The 19,276-nt window shown below is 74.3% G+C and carries 16 protein-coding genes; 8 read left to right on the top strand and 8 right to left on the bottom strand.

Annotated features, from left to right (window positions below):
- Positions 1-60 precede the first annotated feature (60 nt).
- Complete coding sequence (locus ACGFI1_RS05730; protein WP_392733187.1) at positions 61-909, top strand: methyltransferase domain-containing protein; 849 nt, start codon at positions 61-63, stop codon at positions 907-909.
- A gap of 19 nt (positions 910-928) precedes the next feature.
- Here the strand turns inward: ACGFI1_RS05730 and ACGFI1_RS05725 are convergent, their stop codons facing one another.
- The 3 genes from ACGFI1_RS05725 to ACGFI1_RS05715 all read right to left on the bottom strand — a co-directional run bounded on the left by ACGFI1_RS05725 (position 929) and on the right by ACGFI1_RS05715 (position 5,148).
- Positions 929-1,924 carry a zinc-dependent alcohol dehydrogenase family protein gene (locus tag ACGFI1_RS05725; protein ID WP_392783409.1) on the bottom strand — a complete coding sequence of 332 codons (996 nt, stop codon included), beginning with the start codon at positions 1,922-1,924 and terminating at the stop codon, positions 929-931.
- Positions 1,925-1,926: 2 nt separating this feature from the next.
- Entirely contained in the window at positions 1,927-4,254 is a 2,328-nt protein-coding gene (locus ACGFI1_RS05720; RefSeq protein WP_386875346.1) for an ATP-binding SpoIIE family protein phosphatase, read from the bottom strand.
- 192 nt (positions 4,255-4,446) lie between these two features.
- Positions 4,447-5,148, bottom strand: coding sequence for a metal-dependent transcriptional regulator (locus ACGFI1_RS05715; protein ID WP_138640743.1), 702 nt, complete (start codon positions 5,146-5,148; stop codon positions 4,447-4,449).
- Between the two features lie 98 nt (positions 5,149-5,246).
- On the opposite strand from ACGFI1_RS05715, the gene ACGFI1_RS05710 reads away from it, so the two are divergent.
- Entirely contained in the window at positions 5,247-5,951 is a 705-nt protein-coding gene (locus ACGFI1_RS05710) for a UdgX family uracil-DNA binding protein (RefSeq protein WP_392783405.1), read from the top strand.
- A gap of 33 nt (positions 5,952-5,984) precedes the next feature.
- On the opposite strand, the gene ACGFI1_RS05705 is transcribed toward ACGFI1_RS05710, so the two are convergent.
- On the bottom strand, positions 5,985-7,400 hold the full coding sequence (locus ACGFI1_RS05705) for an MFS transporter (RefSeq protein ID WP_392783401.1): 1,416 nt from the start codon (positions 7,398-7,400) through the stop codon (positions 5,985-5,987).
- A complete protein-coding gene (pdxH, locus tag ACGFI1_RS05700; RefSeq protein ID WP_301175556.1) occupies positions 7,397-8,062 on the bottom strand; it encodes a pyridoxamine 5'-phosphate oxidase in 666 nt (221 codons plus the stop codon). Before pdxH ends, ACGFI1_RS05705 begins: the two co-directional genes overlap by 4 nt.
- 183 nt (positions 8,063-8,245) lie before the next feature.
- On the opposite strand from pdxH, the gene ACGFI1_RS05695 reads away from it, so the two are divergent.
- A complete protein-coding gene (locus ACGFI1_RS05695) occupies positions 8,246-9,349 on the top strand; it encodes a citrate synthase 2 (protein ID WP_301175555.1) in 1,104 nt (367 codons plus the stop codon).
- Positions 9,350-9,449: 100 nt separating this feature from the next.
- Here the strand turns inward: ACGFI1_RS05695 and ACGFI1_RS05690 are convergent, their stop codons facing one another.
- Complete coding sequence (locus ACGFI1_RS05690) at positions 9,450-12,335, bottom strand: ABC transporter substrate-binding protein (protein WP_392783396.1); 2,886 nt, start codon at positions 12,333-12,335, stop codon at positions 9,450-9,452.
- A 162-nt stretch (positions 12,336-12,497) separates the two neighbouring features.
- Between ACGFI1_RS05690 and ACGFI1_RS05685 the strand changes: the two genes are divergently transcribed.
- Together ACGFI1_RS05685 and serC are read left to right on the top strand one after the other, a co-directional pair.
- On the top strand, positions 12,498-12,860 hold the full coding sequence (locus tag ACGFI1_RS05685; RefSeq protein WP_364546828.1) for a hypothetical protein: 363 nt from the start codon (positions 12,498-12,500) through the stop codon (positions 12,858-12,860).
- 44 nt (positions 12,861-12,904) lie between these two features.
- Positions 12,905-14,041 (top strand): phosphoserine transaminase, encoded by a 1,137-nt coding sequence (serC, locus tag ACGFI1_RS05680; protein ID WP_392783393.1) that lies wholly within the window; start codon positions 12,905-12,907, stop codon positions 14,039-14,041.
- Positions 14,042-14,188: 147 nt separating this feature from the next.
- Here serC and ACGFI1_RS05675 read toward each other — a convergent pair whose 3' ends face one another.
- Positions 14,189-15,139 (bottom strand): class II glutamine amidotransferase, encoded by a 951-nt coding sequence (locus tag ACGFI1_RS05675; protein WP_392783390.1) that lies wholly within the window; start codon positions 15,137-15,139, stop codon positions 14,189-14,191.
- Here ACGFI1_RS05675 and ACGFI1_RS05670 point away from each other — a divergent pair.
- The 3 genes from ACGFI1_RS05670 to ACGFI1_RS05660 all read left to right on the top strand — a co-directional run bounded on the left by ACGFI1_RS05670 (position 15,138) and on the right by ACGFI1_RS05660 (position 18,666).
- Positions 15,138-15,290, top strand: coding sequence for a hypothetical protein (locus ACGFI1_RS05670; protein ID WP_171069412.1), 153 nt, complete (start codon positions 15,138-15,140; stop codon positions 15,288-15,290). The genes ACGFI1_RS05675 and ACGFI1_RS05670 overlap by 2 nt on opposite strands.
- 50 nt (positions 15,291-15,340) lie before the next feature.
- Positions 15,341-16,360, top strand: coding sequence for a hypothetical protein (locus ACGFI1_RS05665; RefSeq protein WP_392783387.1), 1,020 nt, complete (start codon positions 15,341-15,343; stop codon positions 16,358-16,360).
- Between the two features lie 128 nt (positions 16,361-16,488).
- Entirely contained in the window at positions 16,489-18,666 is a 2,178-nt protein-coding gene (locus ACGFI1_RS05660) for a hypothetical protein (RefSeq protein WP_301175549.1), read from the top strand.
- Here ACGFI1_RS05660 and thpR read toward each other — a convergent pair.
- The gene (thpR, locus tag ACGFI1_RS05655) at positions 18,603-19,235 is read right to left on the bottom strand and encodes an RNA 2',3'-cyclic phosphodiesterase (RefSeq protein WP_138641218.1); all 633 of its coding nucleotides are present in this window, start codon (positions 19,233-19,235) and stop codon (positions 18,603-18,605) included. The two genes, ACGFI1_RS05660 and thpR, sit on opposite strands and share 64 nt — an antisense overlap.
- Positions 19,236-19,276 lie beyond the last annotated feature (41 nt).

Below are 19,276 nucleotides of genomic sequence, written 5' to 3'. Positions count from 1 at the left end.
TCACGCCCCGCCCGGCGAAACCCGACCAGGGGAGCCGGCCCGAGCCGAGGGAGTGCACCAGTGCCGCAACCGGCGCCCGCCGTCCAGCGCAGCGGCGGCACGATCGCCCCGCATCTGAGGCGCCTGCTGGAGTTCGTCGAACCCGGCCGCGACGACGTCTGCCTGGACGTCGCGCGGGGCCGCGGCCCGATGCCCGCCGCGCTCGCCCCCCGGGTGGCGCACGTCACCGCGGTCGACGCGATGCCCGAGCCCCCGGCGCGCCCCGGCTCGTCCGGGCGGATGTCCACGGTCGAGTTCGGCACCGGCCCCGTCCGCATCACCGGCGACGGCGGCCCGGACGACCGGCCGGACGGCGCCCCGCTCCCCGCCGCCGCGACCCGTGAGGACCGCCGGCCCCACCCGACCGGCCCCGACCGTCCGACGATCAAGGCGGACGCCACCGCGCTGCCCTACCGCGACAACGCGTTCTCCCTCGTCACCGCCCGGTTCTCGCTCTACACCCTGGGCGACCCCGACGGCGTGCTGCGCGAGCTGCTGCGGGTCTGCAGCCCGGACGGGCGGGTCGTCGTCGCCGACCTCGTCCGCGGCAACCTCGCCGGCCCCGAGCGCGACCGCATCGAGCGGCTCCGCGACCCCGACCACCCCGGCACCCCGTCCATCGCCCGGCTCACCGAGATGATCACCTCGGCGGGCGGCAGCATCCGCCGGCTGGACGTGTTCACCGTGGAGCGCCCCATCGAGCCGTGGCTCGCCGGCGCCCGCGACGAAGCGGCGGCCGACCGCATCCGCGAAGCCCTGCTCGACGAGGTGGACGGCGGCCCCAAGACCGGCGCGAAGCCGCGCGTCATCGGCGGCGAGCTGTGGTTCACCCAGACCTGGGCGCACGTCGCCGCCGAACCGATCCGCTGACCCCGCCGGCGTCTGAGCCCTACGGAACGAGGACGGCCGCTCCCGTGAACCGGTCGGCGGCGAGGTCGGCCAGCGCACGGTCGGCCTCGTCCAGCCCGTAGGCGTGCGTCGTGACGGCGACGTCCAGCCGCGCGGCCAGCGTCAGGAACTCCTCCCCGTCCGCGCGCGTGTTCGCCGTCACCGACCGGACCTGCCGCTCCTGGAACAGGTGCCGCTGGTAGTCGAGCACCGGGATGTCGCTGAGGTGGATGCCGGCGACCGCGCACGTCCCGCCCCGGTCGAGGCGCTCCAGCGCGGCGGGCACCAGTTCCCCCGCCGGCGCGAAGACGATCGCCGCGTCGAGCAGAGCGGGCGCCGTGTCGAAGGAGTCGCCCGCCCAGGACGCCCCGAGCTCGCGGGCCAGCTCCCGCGCGGCCGGGCTGCGGGTGAAGACCTGCACGTCGGCACCCTCGGCGAGGGCGACCTGCGCGGCCAGGTGCGCGGAGCCGCCGAACCCCCAGATGCCGAGCCGCCCGCCCGGCGGCAGGGCCGCGCGGCGCAGCGCCCGGTAGCCGATGATGCCCGCGCACAGCAGCGGCGCGGCACGGACGTCGTCCAGCTCGGGCGGCAGCGCGTAGGTGTAGGCGTCGACGGCCGTCGCGTACTCGGCGTAGCCGCCGTGCGCGTCCCAGCCGGTGTAGACCGACGCCGGGCACAGGTTCTCGGCGCCGCGGCGGCAGAACCGGCAGGCGCCGCACGTCCCGCGCAGCCACGCCACCCCGACCCGGTCGCCGGGACGGTGCAGGCAGCCGGGGCCCGCGTCGGCGACCTCGCCGACGATCTCGTGGCCGGGCGTCACCCCCGGCAGGTGGACGGGCAGGTCGCCCTCCGCGACGTGCAGGTCGGTGCGGCAGACGCCGCACGCCAGCACCCGGACCAGCAGCTCGCCCGGGCCGGGCGAGGGCACCTCGCGGTCGGCGCGGTGCAGCGGCCCCGACGCGATCGGGGACGGCCGCTCCACCACCCAGGCGCGCATCGCTACGGCGTCAGCGGCAGCTCGAACCAGACGGCCTTGCCATCGGCCGTGGGCCGGGCGCCCCACCGGGTGGCGAGCTGGTCGACCAGGTAGAGGCCGCGGCCGCCCTCGTCGGTCTCGCCGGCGCTGCGGATGCGCGGCAGCCGCATGTCGGAGTCGAACACCTCGACCCACACCATGTCGTGGCCGCGCCGCAGCCGGAGCCGGAACTCCTTGGTCGGCGGCTCGCGGCGGCCGAGGTCGGCGCCGAGGTTCCAGTCGTCCTCGTCGAACGCGCCGCCCTCGAACGGGTCGCCCTCCAGCCCGGCGCCGAACTCGGTGTTGAACTGGACGGGCGGCGGCGCGCCGAGCGGCTCGCCGCCGCGGCCGGGCGGCCCGGCCGCGACCGGGACGACCATCTCGCGGCGCGGCGTCGGCGTGGTCGTGGCGTGCAGCACGACGTTCGTGACGACCTCGGAGACCAGCAGGCACGCGAGCTCGGCCTGCTCGTCGAGCATCCCCCAGTCCGCGAAGGTGTCGGCGGCCATCCGGCGCGCCTCCGACACCATGATCGGCTCGGCGGTGAAGCTGCGCTCCGCCACGCCCAGCTCGTCGCCCGCGGTGCGGATCACCACGATCGCGACGTCGTCGTCGATGTCGCCGGGCACCGCGTCGTAGGCGGCGTTGGCGACCGCCTCGACGCCGCCGCCCGCGGCCTTCGCGACGGCGGCGCGGACCATCTCCCGCGACTCCTCGCGGGTGTAGTAGTCGCCGTCGTCCTTGGGCCGCCGGTCGATGAGGCCGTCGGTGTAGAGCACGAGCGTCGAGCCCGGCTTCAGCTCGGTCGTCTCCTCGTTGAAGAGGATCTCCCCGCCCATGCCGGGGGCGCGCAGGCCGAGCATGCCGCCCTCGCTCTCGAACTCCAGCTCCCGGACCTCGCCGTCGACGACGAGCAGGGGCGGGTCGTGCCCGGCGTTGGCGAACTCCAGCACCCGCGACCAGGCGTCGTACACGAAGTAGGTGCAGGACACGAGCGGCGGCCGGACGAGGTCGTCGCTGTTCCACCCCGAGCGCATCCGCTCCGGGCGCGTCATCGTGCGGACCCACTCGTCCAGCTTGCGCAGTATGTCGGCGGGCGGCTTGTCGTCCTGCGCGAAGGCGCGCAGCGCGGCGCGCAGCTGGCCCATGACGGCGGCGGCGCGCGCCCCGCGCCCCTCGACGTCGCCGATGACGAGGCCGACCCGACCCGCCGAGAGCGGGATGACGTCGTACCAGTCGCCGCCGACCTGCGTCTGGATGCCGTGCCCGTGCGACTCCAGCGGCCGGGCCGGCTCGTACCGCCAGGCGATCTGCAGGCCGTCCAAGTGGGGCGGCCGGTCGCCGGGCAGCAGGTGCTTCTGGAACGCGAGCGCGGTGTCGCGCTCCTCCTCGAACAGCAGCGCGTTGTCGACGGCCAGCGCGACCCGGCTGGCGATCGCGCCGAGCAGGTCGCGGTCGAAACCGTCGTAGTGCGGGTCGGGCCGCTTGGACAGGTTCGACAAGGCGAGGCTCATCACGCCGAGCAGCTCGCCGCGCACCAGCAGCGGCGCGGAGATCACCGAGGTGATGCCCATCTCGACGCCGAGCCGCCGGGACGACTCGGTCGGCGCCGCGAACCGGTGCTGGATCATGTCCTCGACGAGGACGGCGTCGCGCCGGTCCATCGCCTTGGCGCTGAAGTGGCCGGGCGGGTAGGAGACCGGCTCGCCGACCTCCGCCCAGGTGCCGGGCGGCGGCTCCCAGTCGCCGGCGTGCCGCGACACCCGCCGGTACAGCCGGTCGCCGCTGTAGAGGTCGATGAAGCAGTGGTCGGCGAACTGCGGGACGAGCGTGTCGGCGACGCGGCGCAGGGTGCTCTCCAGCTCCAGCGACCCGGCGAGCCGCTCGCCGATCCGCTCCATCAGCCCGTAGCGCTCCTGCTCGCGCTGGTTGGAGCGGAGCGCCTCGCGCGCGAAGATGACCACGCCGTCGACCGCGCCGGACGGGTGCCGCAGCGGCACCGCGTGCGCCCGCGTGTAGACGGTGGTGCCGTCCGCGCGCAGGTTGCAGAAGGTGCCCTCCCACACGCCGCCCTTGAGGACGTGCTTGGCGAGCTCGGTCGCCTGCTCGTGGTCCTCCTCGGCGATGCCCAGGGACAGGATGGAGTGCCCGATGATCTCGTCGCCGCCGAACCCGAACAGCTGCCGCGCGAACGCGTTGCCGTAGATGACGTTGCTGAAGCGGTCGCAGACGATGACCGCCATCTCCATCTGGCCGAGGACGGTCTCGGGTGGCAGACGCGCCTCGTCAGGCGCTTCCCCCCAGTGGTTCATCTCCCCATCCCGATCCTGCCGGCGGCCGCCGTCCCCGGCCTGCTGTTCACCGGGCGTGGCGGTACGGCCGGCGCATGAGTTCGTCTCGTCGTATTGAACGACGAACCCGGCGCCGGGATACGCCCGAAAGGCGCGATGGTATGGAGATCTTCGGTATAGACCGTCGGAACCGGTGCTCGCACGCCGATCGTGTCAGCGCCTGCTGACGAAGACGTGTTCGGCGATGTCGCGCGGCAGCTCTGTCGCGGGCCCCTCGTCCTCGTCGTCACTGATCACCCGTACCCCGTCATCGGTCGCCCGGAGAATCACCTCTCGTCCCGGTTGTATCCCTATCTGCTTGAGTCTAAGCATCAGGTCGCTGTCGCTCTGCACCTGCTCGCTGATCCGCCGGATCACCGCGCCCGAGCCGCCGGGGCTCGCGACGGCGGTCATCACCGACAGCGGCGCGGGGTCGCCGTCCTCGCCGTGGCCGCCGAGTTCGTCCAGACCGGGGATCGGGTTGCCGTGCGGGCAGGTGGTCGGGTTGTCCAGCAGCGCGACCAGGCGGCGCTCGACGTCCTCCGACATCACGTGCTCCCAGCGGCACGCCTCGATGTGGACGTCCTCCCAGGGCAGGCCGATGACGTTGACCAGCAGGCACTCGGCCAGCCGGTGCTTGCGCATGACGCGCGTGGCGAGACCGCGACCGCTTTCGGTCAGTGCGAGATGCCGATCGCCCTCGACCCTGAGCAGGCCGTCGCGCTCCATCCGCGCGACCGTCTGGCTCACCGTCGGGCCGCTCTGGGAGAGCCGCTCCGCGATGCGCGCGCGAAGGGGAATGATCCCCTCCTCTTCGAGCTCGAAAACCGTCCGGAGGTACATCTCCGTGGTATCGATAAGGCCGTGTGAGGTCACAGCTCCCTCCAGTCTTATGGGCAGGAGTCTACTTGCTCGGGCACGGCCCCGCCGGGCCCCGCGAATATCCCCCTGAAGCCGGGTAAGGGGAACGCAAGATGAACGCGAAACCTTCCCAGGACGCGGAACCGTTCCTGCCCAGCACGCCCGAGGAGCGCGGCGATCTCGGCGCCCTGCGCCGCGCGGCGGACGGCTGCCGAGGCTGCGGCCTCTACGCCGACGCCACTCGGACCGTCTTCGGCGAGGGCTCGCCGGGCGGGCGGGTCGTGCTCGTCGGCGAGCAGCCCGGCGACCAGGAGGACCGCAAGGGCCGCCCGTTCGTCGGCCCCGCCGGACGCGTCCTCGACCGGGCGCTGGAGGAGGCCGGGATCGAGCGCGGCGACGTCTACGTCACCAACGCCGTCAAGCACTTCAAGTTCAAGCGGCAGGCGGCCGGGAAGCGGCGCATCCACGAGACGCCGAACGCCGGGGAGATGCGCGCGTGCCGCCCCTGGCTGCTGGCCGAGCTGCGGATCCTGGAACCGGACGTCGTCGTCGTGCTCGGCGCCACGGCGGGCAAGGCGCTGCTCGGCTCGTCGTTCCGGGTGACGAAGCAGCGCGGGCGCCTGATGGCGCTGCCCGACCTGGAGACGATCGGCACCCCGGCCGCCGGGCGCGAGCTCGGCGAGGCGCCGCCGGAGGAGGCCGACACGCGGCTGCTCGCGACGATCCACCCGTCCGCCGTGCTGCGCGCCGAGGACCGCGACGCCGTCTACGCGGGCCTCCTGGACGATCTGAAGATCGTCGCGTCCGCGCTCGGCTGAGCCCGCAGCGCACACATCCGCCGGGCCGCGGGGTCAGGGCTCGACCGTGACCGCCTCGGCCGTACGGGTGTCGTAGCGGACGAGCGCCGGGACGGCGACCGCCGCGACGACCACCAGCGCGGCGCAGGCCAGGCCGCCGCCCACCCAGGACGCCGTGGCGCCGGCGACGCTCGCGGTCGCGCCCGCCCGCACGTCCCCGAGCCGGGGGCCGCCCGCGACGACCACGGTGAACACGCCCTGGAGCCGGCCGCGCAGCTTGTCCGGCGCGTACGTCTGGAGCATCGACTGGCGGAAGACCGCCGACACCAGGTCGGCCGCGCCGCCCACGGCGAGCAGCACCACCGCGAGCCACAGCGAGCCGGCGAGCCCGGCCGCCGCCACGGCCAGCCCCCACACCACGATGGAGGCCACGAGGGCGAACCCCTGCCGGTGCACCCGCCCGATCCAGCCGGACGACAGCCCGCCGAGGAACGCGCCGATCGCGATCGCGGCGAACAGCCAGCCGACCGCGCCCTCCCCACCGAACCGGGTCTCCGCCACCTCCGGGAACAGGGCGCGCGGCATCGCGATCGCCATCGCGATGATGTCCACGACGAACGACATCAGCAGCACCGGCTGCGTCGCCAGGTAGCTCAGCCCGTCGATCACCGACCGCAGGCCCGGCGAGCCGGTGACGTCGCCGAGCGGCGGGATCGGCGGCAGCCGCAGCGCCGCGTAGAGGACGACGGTGAACAGCACGGCGTCCAGCGCGTAGGCCGCCGCGTAGTGCCAGTGCGCGAGCAGCACGCCGGCGAACAGCGGCCCGGCCAGCATCCCGAACTGGCTGGCGGTGAAGTTGAGGGTGTTGGCCGCCGGGACGAGGTCCCGGTCCACCAGCCGGGGGATGATCGCGCTGCGGGTCGGCGAGGCCACCGCGAACCCCATCGCCTGGACCGCCACCACCGCCATGATCAGGGTGAGGCTCTCGACGCCGAGCAGCGCCTGGACGAGCAGCAGCAGCGTCGCCGCCCACATCACGCAGGACGACGCGAACAGCAGCCGGCGCCGGTCCATGTGGTCGGCGATCGCGCCGCCCCACAGCCCGAACACGATCAGCGGGACGAGGTTGACGAAACCGAGCACGCCGACCCACAGCGACGACCGCGTCATGTCGTACACCTGGACGGGCACGGCGACGGCGGTGACCTGGAACCCGACGAACGACACGCCCTGCCCGAGCCACAGCCGCCGGTACTCCGGCCGCCGCAGCGGCCGGACGTCGATCGCCAGCCGCCGCAGCCTGCCGCGGGCGCCCGGCCGCGGCGCGGCGGGCTCCTCCGGCCCCGCCCGCTCGCCGGGTTTCGCGGGTTCCCCGGGTTCCGCCGGCTCCTCTCCGGATGCCGCGCCCGTGCCGGAGCGCTCGGCGGTGTCAGGAGTGTCGGCGGGGGGTGGCTGCTGTTCCGATGTCACGGGGACAGTCTCTCCGCCGTCCACTCCCCCGGCTCCTCCGCACCCCCCGGAGATACTTCGCGGCGGTAACGAATCCGGTCGTGCAGCCGGTCCCGGCGGCCCTGCCAGAACTCGATCGACTCGGGGACCAGGCGGTAGCCGCCCCAGAAGTCGGGCAGCGGGACGACGTCGGTGCCGTCCCCGTCCGGCGCCCCCGGCGGCTGCCCGGCGGCCGGATCCGGCCAGCGCGCGGCGGCCTCGGCGTAGCCGCGCTCCAGCACCTCCCGGCCGGGGATGACGCCCGACTGGTGCTCGCTCGCCCACGCGCCGAGCCGCGACCCGTACGGGCGCGTCCGGAAGTAGGCGGCCGACTCGTCCCGCGACAGTTCGGTCACCGGACCCGCGACCCGCACCTGCCGGTACAGCGGATGCCAGGGGAACACCAGCGCCGCGCGCGGGTTCGCGGCGAGATCGCGCGCCTTGTCGGACATCAGGTTCGTGAAGAACCGGAAACCCTGCGGGCCGTACCCCTTGAGCAGCACGAGCCGGGCGCTCGGGACGGCGTCGGCGGACGCGGTCGCGAGCACCATCGCGTTCGGCTCGGCGAGGCCGGCGGCGTGCACGTCGGCGAACCACGCGGCGAACAGCGCGAGCGGATCGGCGGGGAGCGCCGACTCGGACAATTCGCCCGCCTCGTAGGATCTGCGGAGCCGTGCGGGATCGGGCGTTGCGGAATCCACAGCGTCAGAGCCTCTCACCTGGGCCTTGTGCAACTCACATGGCCCCTGGGTACTGGTCAGTAAGGCGGACAGGGTTCAATGGCACGGCACCGCCTTATCACTCTTGGGGACGAAAGGCAGGACGACATGTCCGACTTCAAACCTGGTCTCGAGGGGGTCGTGGCCTTCGAGACCGAGATCGCCGAACCGGACAAGGAGGGCGGCGCCCTCCGCTACCGGGGCGTCGACATCGAGGAACTCGTCGGCCGCGTCTCCTTCGGCGACGCCTGGGGCCTGCTGGTGGACGACAGCTTCACCCCCGGCCTGGCCCCCGCCGACCCCCACCTGCTCCCGGTCACCTCCGGCGACGTCCGGGTGGACGTGCAGAGCGCCCTCCCCACCCTCGCCACCGCCTACGGCATGCGGCCGCTGCTCGACATCTCCGACGAGGAGGCCCGCGCCGACCTCGCCCGCGTGTCGGTGACGGCGCTGTCGTTCGTCGCGCAGTCCGCGCGCGGCGTCGGCGTGCCGATGGTGCCGCAGCGCCGCATCGACGAGTCCGCGACCATCACCGAGCGGTTCATGGTCCGCTGGCGCGGTGAGCCCGACCCGCAGCACGTCCGGGCCATCGACGCCTACTGGGTCTCCGCCGCCGAGCACGGCATGAACGCCTCCACCTTCACCGCGCGGGTGATCGCCTCCACCGGGGCGGACGTGGCGGCCAGCATGTCCGGCGCCATCGGCGCCATGTCGGGCCCGCTGCACGGCGGCGCCCCGGCCCGCGTGCTCCCGATGATCGAGAAGGTCGAGCAGCTCGGCGACGCCCGCAAGGTCGTCACCGACATCCTCGACTCCGGCGAGCGGCTGATGGGCTTCGGCCACCGCGTGTACCGCGCCGAGGACCCGCGCGCCCGCGTGCTCCGCCGCACCGCCAAGGAGCTGAACGCCCCCCGCTTCGAGGCCGCCAAGGCCCTGGAGGACGCCGCCCTCGCCGAGCTGCGCGAGCGCCGTCCGGACCGCCCGATCGAGACCAACGTCGAGTTCTGGGCCGCGGTCATCCTGGACTTCGCCGAGGTCCCGACCGCGATGATGCCCGCCATGTTCACCTGCGGCCGCACCGCCGGCTGGGCGGCGCACATCCTGGAGCAGAAGCGCACCGGGCGCCTCGTCCGGCCGAGCGCCAAGTACACCGGCCCCGGCACCCGCGCGATCAGCGAGGTCACGGGAGCGGCCGAGGTCCTCAAGGGCTGAGGCACCCGCACGGCCTGATACACCATTCCCCCTATCCCCCCCGCAACGACGCCGCCGAGGCCCCCGGACGATCCCGGGGGCCTCTGGTTTCCCCTCGCCCCTACTGGGCCGCCGCCGTCCCGGCATCGCCGGGCGGGCAGGACGCCCGGCCCTGCCCGCCCGCGATCAGGCGGCCGCAGATCTGCCTGACCTCGGTGGTGCCGTCCGGCTGGATCGTCGCCAGCAGCACCGGCTTGTCGACGACCTGGTGGCCGCCGGCGCGGGAGCCGAACCGGATGACGCCGCTCGCCCCGTTGCGCAGGACGTCGTGGTCCGGGTCGTTCAGCGCCGCGAACACCGACCCGGCGGACGGCAGCGCCTTCTCCTGCCAGTACACCCGGCTCGCCACGGTCGCGACGAGGGTGGCGGCGTCGTAGCTCACCGCGGCGCGGGTGATCGACGGCCGCCGCCCGGACGCGTCGTCCCCCGAGGTCATCTCCCGGACGGCCGGGTCGTAGTCGGAGTAGAAGGTCTGCGGCGCCTGGTCGCCGATCCAGCGCCACGTCCACGCCTCCCGCGCGGCGAGCGGGGTGAAGTACAGGTCGAAGGTGTTCTTGCGGCCGAGCTCGTCGGCGTTGTCGCTGACGTACTTGGCGATCTCGTCGTCCGCCATCACCAGCGGCCGCTTGGGGCACGACAGTTCGAGGACGTTGACGAACGAGCGGAACTCGTCGGAACGTCCGGCGTAGTAGAACATGTCCGGCTGGTCCTGGCACGCCTCCCGGACGGACTTGTTCAGCTCGCCGGGGTTCCGGTACGGGCGCATGAGCGCCTTCGCGGGGCGGAACGCCTTCTCGAAGTCGGCGGCGAGGTTCCGGCTGTAGAGGTCGTCTGGGTCGCCGTCGTAGATGACGACGGCGTCGTCCACCTTGCGGCCGCCGACGTCGCCGTGCCGCGCCCAGTACGCGGCGTGCTCGGCGGTGCGCGCGTTCGGCGACGCGAGCCGGAAGTAGTAGGGCGAGTAGCCGGCGTCGCCGTCCAGCAGCGCCGTCTTGTCGTAGCTGTTGGCGGTGCCGACCAGCGGCAGCGCCGACTTGGCCAGCAGCCTGATCGCCTCCTGCGTCTGCCGGCGGCTCTGCTCGAAGCCGACCACCGCGACGATGGAGCGGTCCTCCAGGGCGCGCTCGCGGATCTGCTCGGCGACGTGCACGGCGTAGCGGAACTTGGCACCCGCGTTGGCGATCAGCACCCGCAGCCGCAGGTCCTCGCCCTCGGCCGCGTCGTTGAACCGCTTCTGCGCGATCGCCAGCCCGATCAGCTCGCCCTGCACCCCGGCGAGCAGGTCGATCCGCCGGTTCTTGATCGACGGATCGGCGGTGACCGGGCCGAGGTAGACGACCGTCGCGTACGGCTTGCCGGACGCCTTGACATGGTCGTTCAGCGCCTCGATCCGGTCCAGCACCCTGTTCAGCCGGTTGTCGTTGTTCCGGCCGCCGGACTCCTCGCCGAAGCGGTACGAGCCATCGGTGACGCCGACGCACTCGCCGTTCGGCATCCGCCTGATCCCGAACGGCGAGCAGTACTTCACCACCTGCACCGAGATGACCGTGACGGACGCCGCCGCGACCGCGACCATCGCGATCCACGGCAGCGCCGGGTGCGCGAGCCGCGGGCGGCGCCGCACCGGCCGGACGGGCGGCAGGTCGCCGCCCGGGTCGCGGGTGATGTCGACGCGCAACTCGCGGCGGGAGCCGAGCGCGCCGACGCGGCGCTGCTCGCGGGTGTAGCGGTCCCACAGGCCGCGCGCGGCGATCACGCTCTGCGGCTCGCCGGACGACAGGTCCACCCGGACGGCCTGCGCCAGCCGGTCGATGAGCCGCGGCCCGGACGGCGCGTTCGGGTCGTCGTCGGCGGGCGCGTTCGGGTCGACGCCCGCGACGACGATGAGCGGGTCGAAGCCGCTCAGCCGGTCGGCGGCCTGCACGTCCGCGCGGACCCGCTCGGCCAGCTCCACGAACGCCGTGCCGGGATGCCGCGCGGACAGGTGCTCGAAGATCAGCACCGGGTAGCGGACGCGCGCCCACGCCGCCCGGCGGTAGTCGCGCCGGTAGTTGCGCCGCAGGTCCTCCAGGAACGCGGCGACGAGCAGCAGGTCGAGCTGCTCGCCGTGGTCGTCCGGCTCGACCGGGCGCGGGTCGAACACGCCGAGCGCGAAGCCGAGGAACCCGGTGGAGTCGCGGTCGACGTAGGGCTGGCGGAGGAACCAGCCGAACCGGCGCACCCCGTACCAGCCGCGCGTCCGGGCGACGATCTGCACGGTCACGAACGCCAGCCCGATCACGGCCGCGAGCACCGCGGACGCGAGGTCGAGCGCCGCCGCCGTCCCGGCGCTGACCAGCGCGACGACCGCGATCCCGATCGGGGCGATCTGCTCCAGGAACGACAGGAACGTGGCGGGGCGGCTGCGCACCTCCTCCAGGTCGCGCAGGACGTCCCGGCCGCGGCGGCGGATCACCCGGTTCAGCTCGCGGCGCCGCGCGTTCTCGTTGTCGCCGGCCGGCGGATGCGTCAGCCGCCGGATCAGCTGGTGGTTCTCCCGCTCGGCGGCCGACGCGCCGCGCGGCGGCGGGCGGTCCCCGGCGAGCCGGATCTCCCGCAGGTCGCGCAGCCACAGCGCCATCTCCAGCAGCGGGAACCGCAGGCCCGGCTCGCCGCGGGCGCGGCTGCTCGGCTGGGACAGCTCCCGCTTGGCCTCCCGCAGCACCCCCGCGACGTCGGTGGCGGGCGTGTCGGCCGCGATGTGCGAGACGGGGGCGCGCTCGTCCTCGCAGCGGGTCTTGAGGATCTCGGCGGCGTGCGCGGTGGCGCGGCCCGGGCCGAGCAGCAGGAGCAGCGGCCGGAGCCGCTCCCGCCACCGCCACGGCGGCCGCTCCCGCAGCCGTTCGAACAGGTCGAGCACGCCGCGCAGCCGATCCTCGCTCAGGATCCGGTCGCCGTCGCCCGCCATGTCAACGCCCCGCTTCCCCGGTCGCCTCTCCTCGCCCGCTCCCCCGGCCGCCGCGCGGCCGCCCTCTCACGTTCAGACGCGATGGATCTTGGATTGGATCGAAACTTTTCCCGGTTCGGGCGGCCCCGCAGGTAAGCGGGCGACTTTGCCATTATTGGACGCATGAGCCAAGAGCCCGACGAGCCACTCGACGGCGACATCGGCCCCGCGTCCGCGCCCGGGGCGGGGCCCGCGCGGGCCGACGCCGGGGCGGTGAAGGCCGATGCCACCGAGGAGCTGCGGCAGTACGAGGCGGAGCGCGAGGAGCGCCGCCGGCACACCAACGCCGTGTCCGGCCGGATCGCCGTGGCGCTCGCCGCGCTGTTCCTCGGCTTCCTGACCTACGACTCCGCCCGCACGGCGGTCGAGGCGCGCTCGCGGGGCGACGACTGGGTCTATCCGCCCGCCGTGATCGCCGCCGTCTGCGCCCTGGCGCTGGTGGCCCTGCTCACCTGGGCGTGGCGGCGCCGCCGTCTCGGCATGTGAACCCGAACCGCGATCTTCGCCGCAGGTCAGATAGCCTCCTACGAGTGACCGACAGCGCGAATCCAACCATTGACATCCCCGCCGATCTCAAGCCGGCCGACGGCCGTTTCGGATGCGGTCCGTCCAAGGTCCGCCCCGAGCAGCTGGCCGCCCTCGCCGAGTCCGGTTCGACCTACCTGGGCACCTCGCACCGCCAGAAGCCGGTGAAGTCCCTCGTCGGACGCGTCCGGGAGGGCCTGTCCCAGCTGTTCTCCCTGCCCGAGGGCTACGAGGTCCTGCTCAGCAACGGCGGCACCACCGCGTTCTGGGACGCGGCCGCGTTCGGGCTCGTCCGGCAGCGCTCCCAGCACCTGACGTTCGGTGAGTTCTCCAGCAAGTTCGCCAAGGTCACCACGGGCGCGCCCTGGCTGGGGGACCCGACCGTCATCTCCGGCCCGCCCGGAACCCACCCGGAGGCGTCCGCCGAGGAGGACGTCGACGTCTACGCGCTCACCCACAACGAGACCTCGACCGGCGTCGCCATGCCGATCAAGCGCCCGGCGGGCACCACCGCGCGCGAGGGGCTCGTCTTGGTGGACGCCACGTCCGGCGCGGGCGGCCTGCCCGTGGACGTCGCCGAGACCGACGTCTACTACTTCGCGCCGCAGAAGTGCTTCGCCGCCGACGGCGGCCTCTGGGTGGCGCTGGCGTCCCCGGCGGCGCTGGAGCGCATCGACGAGATCGCCATGTCCGACCGGTACGTCCCCGAGTTCTTCAACCTGAAGACGGTCGTGGACAACTCCGCCAAGGACCAGACCTACAACACCCCGGCCGTGGCCACGCTGCTGCTGCTCGCCGAGCAGATCGAGTGGATGAACGGCCAGGGCGGGCTGGCGTGGACCACGTCCCGGACGGCCGACTCGTCCCAGCGGCTCTACACCTGGGCCGAGAAGACGTCCTACACGACGCCGTTCGTGGTCGACCCGGCGCAGCGCTCCCAGGTCGTCGGCACCATCGACTTCAACGACGACGTGGACGCCGCGGCCGTCGCGAAGGCGCTGCGCGCCAACGGCATCGTCGACACCGAGCCGTACCGCAAGCTGGGCCGCAACCAGCTGCGCATCGGCATGTTCCCGGCCATCGACCCCGACGACGTCGAAGCCCTCACGGCCTGCGTCGATTACGTCGTCGAGCGCTTGTAGTACTGGTAATCGCCACGCTGTGGCGCTTTTTGAGGGTTTGACCTCATGCACCGGTCACGGGCAGGCACGCGGAGCGAGCGCCGGCGAGCGCAGCGGGCCTGCCCGTCGAGCCGGGCGACCGCAGCGACACGTCGCCGCCCTGCACGGTCACAGCGACAGAAACCGTGGCGTGAGGATCGACCGGCTCGTGACGGGGGTTCCAGGGGGTCGCCCCCCTGGGCAGACAATGGCGCGGTGGCGGAGGCCCGCGCGGTCGGTTTCCCGGTCGGCGTGGGTGAAGCCGCGCCAGACTCGGGGGTCCATGTCGGAGTCTCGGGCCGTGGGCAGGAAGCGGGACGTGGCCAGCACCTCGGGCAGGTCGCGGCGGCCGGGGCGGCGCTCCATGCCGATCTTCACGTAGGTGCCCTCGCGCACCATCACGACGGACGCGAACCGGACCCGCGTGTGCCGCTCGGCGTCCCGGAACCAGCGCGGGTTGGACGCCCAGTAGATGTTCTGCTCGGTGTCGACGGCGACGGTCAGCGGGCTGAGCGCGCCCCGGGCCAGGTGCACCTCCGTCGGGCGGTCGCGGTGCACCCAGGCCAGCGCGACCCGTCCGACCACCGCTTCGAGGACGGCGGTGACCTCGGCCGGTTCCCGGCAGCCGGCGAGCAGCTGGACGAGCGGCTCGCTGTCGGTCGTGCCGTACGCGGGCGGCAGCGCGAACCGGGCCCGCAGGTCGGCGGTGTCGATGTCGCCGTTGTGCGTGGCGACGAGGTCCCGGACGGCCATCGGGCTCGCGTTGCGCGGCTCCAGCGGCGAGCCCTGCGTCGCCCAGCGGGTGTGGCCGAGCGCGACGGGCGAGCGGTCCAGCTCGGGGACGTAGGCCGGCCGCCAGATCTCGGCGAACCGCCCGCGGCCCTTCACCACGCGGCAGCCGCCGGAGGGCCCGGCGATGCCCGGCCGGCCGCCGAGGCCCGGCCACGCGCCGAGCAGCGCGAGGCCCGCCGAGTCCGTGCCGCGTTCCTCCGCGAGCATGCCCAGCGTGACGAACACGTCCGAGGCCCGCCCCGGGTCCTCGTCGAACGGCGACCGCACCATCCCGAACAATCCGCACATGTCAGATGAGATGCAGATCATGGGCGGACGGTTCGAGTCGTCCACCGGGCCGAATAAGCTCAGACCCGTGAACCGCGCGCCCCGATGGCTGCTTCCCACCGTGCTGACCGCGCTCGTGCTCGCCGTGGTCGTCGGTGCGCTGCTGAGCTGACCGGCGCGGGTCATATGATCGACGGGGCGCGGAACGGGGATGATCAGGCCATGTCAGCACGCCGCGTCGCCGCCCGCTCCACCGCCGCGCTGGCCCTGGCCGGCGCGTCCGCGGCCGTGTACGCCCCCGCCGCGCACGCCGCCCCCGCCGCCGCTAAGGACGAGCGCGTCGCGTTCACCATCAAGGACCCGCGGATCACCGAGTCCAGCGGCCTCGCGGCGAGCGCCCGGCATCCGGGCGTCGTCTACACCCACAACGACTCCGGCGGCGTCCCGAAGATCTACGCGCTCGGCCCGGACGGGCGGGTGCGGGCCGAGCTGACGCTCGGCGGCGCGAACGCCCGCGACTGGGAGGGCATGGCGCTCGGCAAGGACGGCCGCGGCCGTCCGGCGATCTTCGTGGCGGACATCGGCGACAACCTCGGCGGCGCCTGGCCGTACGTGACCGTGTACCGGATCCCGGAGCCGTCCCGGCTGGTCAGCCGGACGCTGCGGGCCACCGCGTTCAAGATCAAGTACGAGGACGGGCCGCGCAACGCCGAGACGGTCATGATCAACCCGCGCACCAACCGGCTCTACATCGCGAGCAAGCTGTTCGGCGGCAAGATCTACGAGGCCCCGGCGAAGCTGCGGACGAGCGGGTTCAACGTCATGCGCAAGGTCGGCGACGCCCCGGCCATCGCGACCGACGGCGCGTTCGCCCCCGACGGCCGCACCTGCGTGATCCGGACGTACTTCGGCGCCCGGCTGTACTCGGTCGGGCCGGACGGCAGGCCCGGGAAGACGCTGAAGTCGATCAACCTGCCCATGCAGGCGCAGGGCGAGTCGCTGACCTACACGGCCGACGGCAGATCGCTGCTGGTGGGCTCCGAGGGCAAGAACCAGCCGGTCTACCGGCTGCCGCTGCCGGAGGAGGCGCTGCCGTCGCCGTCGCCCGCGGCGAAGAACGCGGGCGCGGCCGACTCCCCCGAGAACGGCACCAGGGACTCCCCCGGCACCCGGGCCGGCCTGTTCCTCGCGCTGGCGATCGCGGCCGCGGTCGGCTACGGCCTGACGCGGCGACGGCGGTGACGGGTGGGGCGCGGGGGGCGGCGGGCGGCCGTCCGACCTGACCGGCACGATGGAAAAGGCTTTCGGAGGACGACCGGATCCCGGAAGGGGGCGACGGTCCCGCGGGGACCCGTGTGAGGATGCGGACTGTGGAGCATGAGCTGGTGGGCCTCGCGGGGTCGGGTGGCCGGTGGCGCCCCGTCGCCGCCGGCCCGTTCACCGTCCTCGCGGTGGCGCTGGCGCTGCTGCCGATCCGTCCGGTGTGGCTGTGGGCCGCGCTGATCGGCGCCGTCGCCGCGGTCCCGTGGCTGCTCGGCGCCGTCCCCGACGCGCGCCGGCGGCGCCCCCGCCCGTACTGGCGGCTGTCGGCGGCGGGCCTGGAGCGGATCGGCCGGGGCGGGCTGGTCATGGTGTCCTACGAGCGGTCCCGGATCGACGGCCTCGCCATCACCACCGGCGACGGCGTGCTGACCGTCTTCCACCGGTTCGGGCGGACGGCCGTGGGCGGCATGACGGCGATGGGCCTGGAGCCGCTGGCCGTGTTCGTGACGGCCCGCCGCCTCGGCATCCCGATGCACGTGCTGGACGGCGAGGCCACCGACCTCCTCGATCCGGCGCTCGACGAGGCGCTGCGCGCGTCCGGCCTGGAGGACGACATCCCGGGCGGCGGCCCGCTGCCGCGCGACCACGCGGTCGAGAAGCGCCTGCTCGACCAGGAGGCCGCGCTGCTGGCGGCGGCGTACGAGCCGCCCGCGGAGCCGACCACCGAACCGTCCACCGCACCGTCCACCGGGGCCGCCGGGGGCCGCGCGGGCCGCGGCCGGGGCAGGCGCGCCGGGGAGCAGCGGCTGGCCACGCCCGAGCCGCTGCCGAGCCGCCGCCGGATCATGGCGCTCGGCGCGCTGACCGCGCTGCTCGGCGCCGTGATGATCGTCCGGATCGCGCTGGACGGGACGAGCGAGTTCGGCGCCCGGCTCGCCGCGGGCTGCTGGGCGCTCGCCGCGATCGCCGGCGTCCTCACCGCCCGGCGCCGGCTGCTGCGCGCCGCGCAGGTCCGCTGGACGATCACCGCCGAGCGGCTGCTGGTGCGGGCCCGCCCCGGCCGCCGCCGCGAAGTCCAGGACCTGCGCGCCGGGGACGTCGCCGCGGTCGTGGTCGGCCCCGGCCTGCGCCTCGACCCGGTCAGCGGCGAGCCGCGCCGCGCCGACCTCGCCGCGCTCGCGTTCGGGCACCGGCTGGAGCTGGTCGCCCGGCTGCCCGCGCACGGCCTGGACGGCTTCCAGCTCGCGCACGCCCTTGACGACCACGGCTACCGGGTGATCACGCCGGGGGCGCGGGCGCCGCGCCGTCCCGACTACGGCCTGGAAGGGCTGCCGGAGATCTTCGCGCAGGTGCCCGGCGGGCGGCTCGTCGTCGCCGACGGCGGGCTCGGCTGGGCGGACGCCGCCGGCGACGTCGTGCTGAAGATGCCCGAGGACCGCATCGGCGGCATCGAGCTGCTGACCATCGGCGGGCACGCGTGGGTCCGGCTGTACGACTCCGACGGCGACGAGTTCTTCGCCGCGCCGCTGTCGGCGCTGCGGATCTCCCGCACCGACCTGCGCGACTCCGCCCGCCGCGCCGGCCTGCCGGTCAACGACGCCGAGTACGACGCCTACATGAGCGCCGCGTTCCATTCGGCCGTGTCCACGCTCGCCGCGCCCGAGCCCGACCGGGCGCCGGCCGCGCTCCCCGCGCCCGCCACCGGCCCGGACGGCGGCGTCCAGGACGTCCCCGCGCCCCCGCCGGGCGGCCCCGGCGGGCAGGACGTCATGTTCGCCGTCTCCGCGCCGCTCGGCCCCGTCACGGCCCCCGGAACGCTCCTGGACGCGACCCGCCGCTCCCGCATCGGCACGTACGCGATGAGCGTGCTGCTGTGCGAGGCGGTGGCGCTGCTGGGCGCGGTCTGGCTCGGCCCCGACCTCGGCGGCTTCAACGCGACGGCGAGCTGGTCGATGCCCGCCGGGCTGGTGATCGGCCTCCTCGGCTACTGGCTGTACGACCGGAACCGCTCCCAGCTCCGCGTGTCGTCCGCCGGGCTCGCGGTCGTCACCCGGCGCGGCAAGGTCGAATGGGAGCTCACCCGCGACCGCGTCGGCGGCGTCGGCATCGACGAGTCCACCGACCGGATGCCGCGGCTGGTGGTGTGGGCGCCGTCCGGGCGGGTGCTGCGCCAGATCACCTTCCCGCCGGACCTGGACGAGCTGCGCCGCGCCTGCGAGCGCTACGGCGTCCCGTGGGGGCCGCCCGACGCCGACCGTCCCGCGCCGCCCCCGCCGGAGCTCTGACCGCCCGGCCGCAGCGACCACGTCTTCAGCGACTCGTAGGTGACCTGGTCGCAGTCCTTGCCGGGCAGGCGGCTGCGCACGAGCTGGATCGAGTCGGCCGTCCACGGGGTGCCGGCGAACGCCGACAGCTCCTCGATCAGCGACCGGACGTCCACCGGCCGCCGCGACCGCGCCAGCGTCAGATGGGGGCGGAACCCGCGGTGCTTGTCCGGCAGCGTCCCGACGCGCCGCCCGGCGGCCGTGGTGGACGCGGCGAGCCGTGCGAGCCGGCGGCGGTCGCCGTACAGTCCCGTCCACAGGACACGGGCGTGCGCGCCGCTGCCGGGGAACGCGCCCGCGCCCGCGAGCGACAGGTCCATCCGCTCATGCCGCCCGACGGCGCGCTCCAGCCGGGGCAGCAGCCGGTCGAGGGTGCGGTCGTCGACCTCGCCGAGGAACGTCAGCGTGACGTGCAGCAGATCGCGCCGGACCCAGCGCAGCTCCGGCACCGCGTCCAGATGCGGGCGGACGGCCTCGTCGAGCTCGTCCAGGACGTCCGGCGGCGGCACGAGCGCCACGAAAAGCCTCATGGGAGCGTCCGAACGGCCACCCGGCCAGCCTTTCAGCCGAC

It is taken from the genome of Actinomadura geliboluensis (genome assembly GCF_043197915.1).
Taxonomy (GTDB): Bacteria; Actinomycetota; Actinomycetes; order Streptosporangiales; family Streptosporangiaceae; genus Spirillospora; species Spirillospora geliboluensis.
Note: the sequence above shows the minus strand (reverse complement) of the source record. Positions and strands in the feature narration are given on the sequence as shown.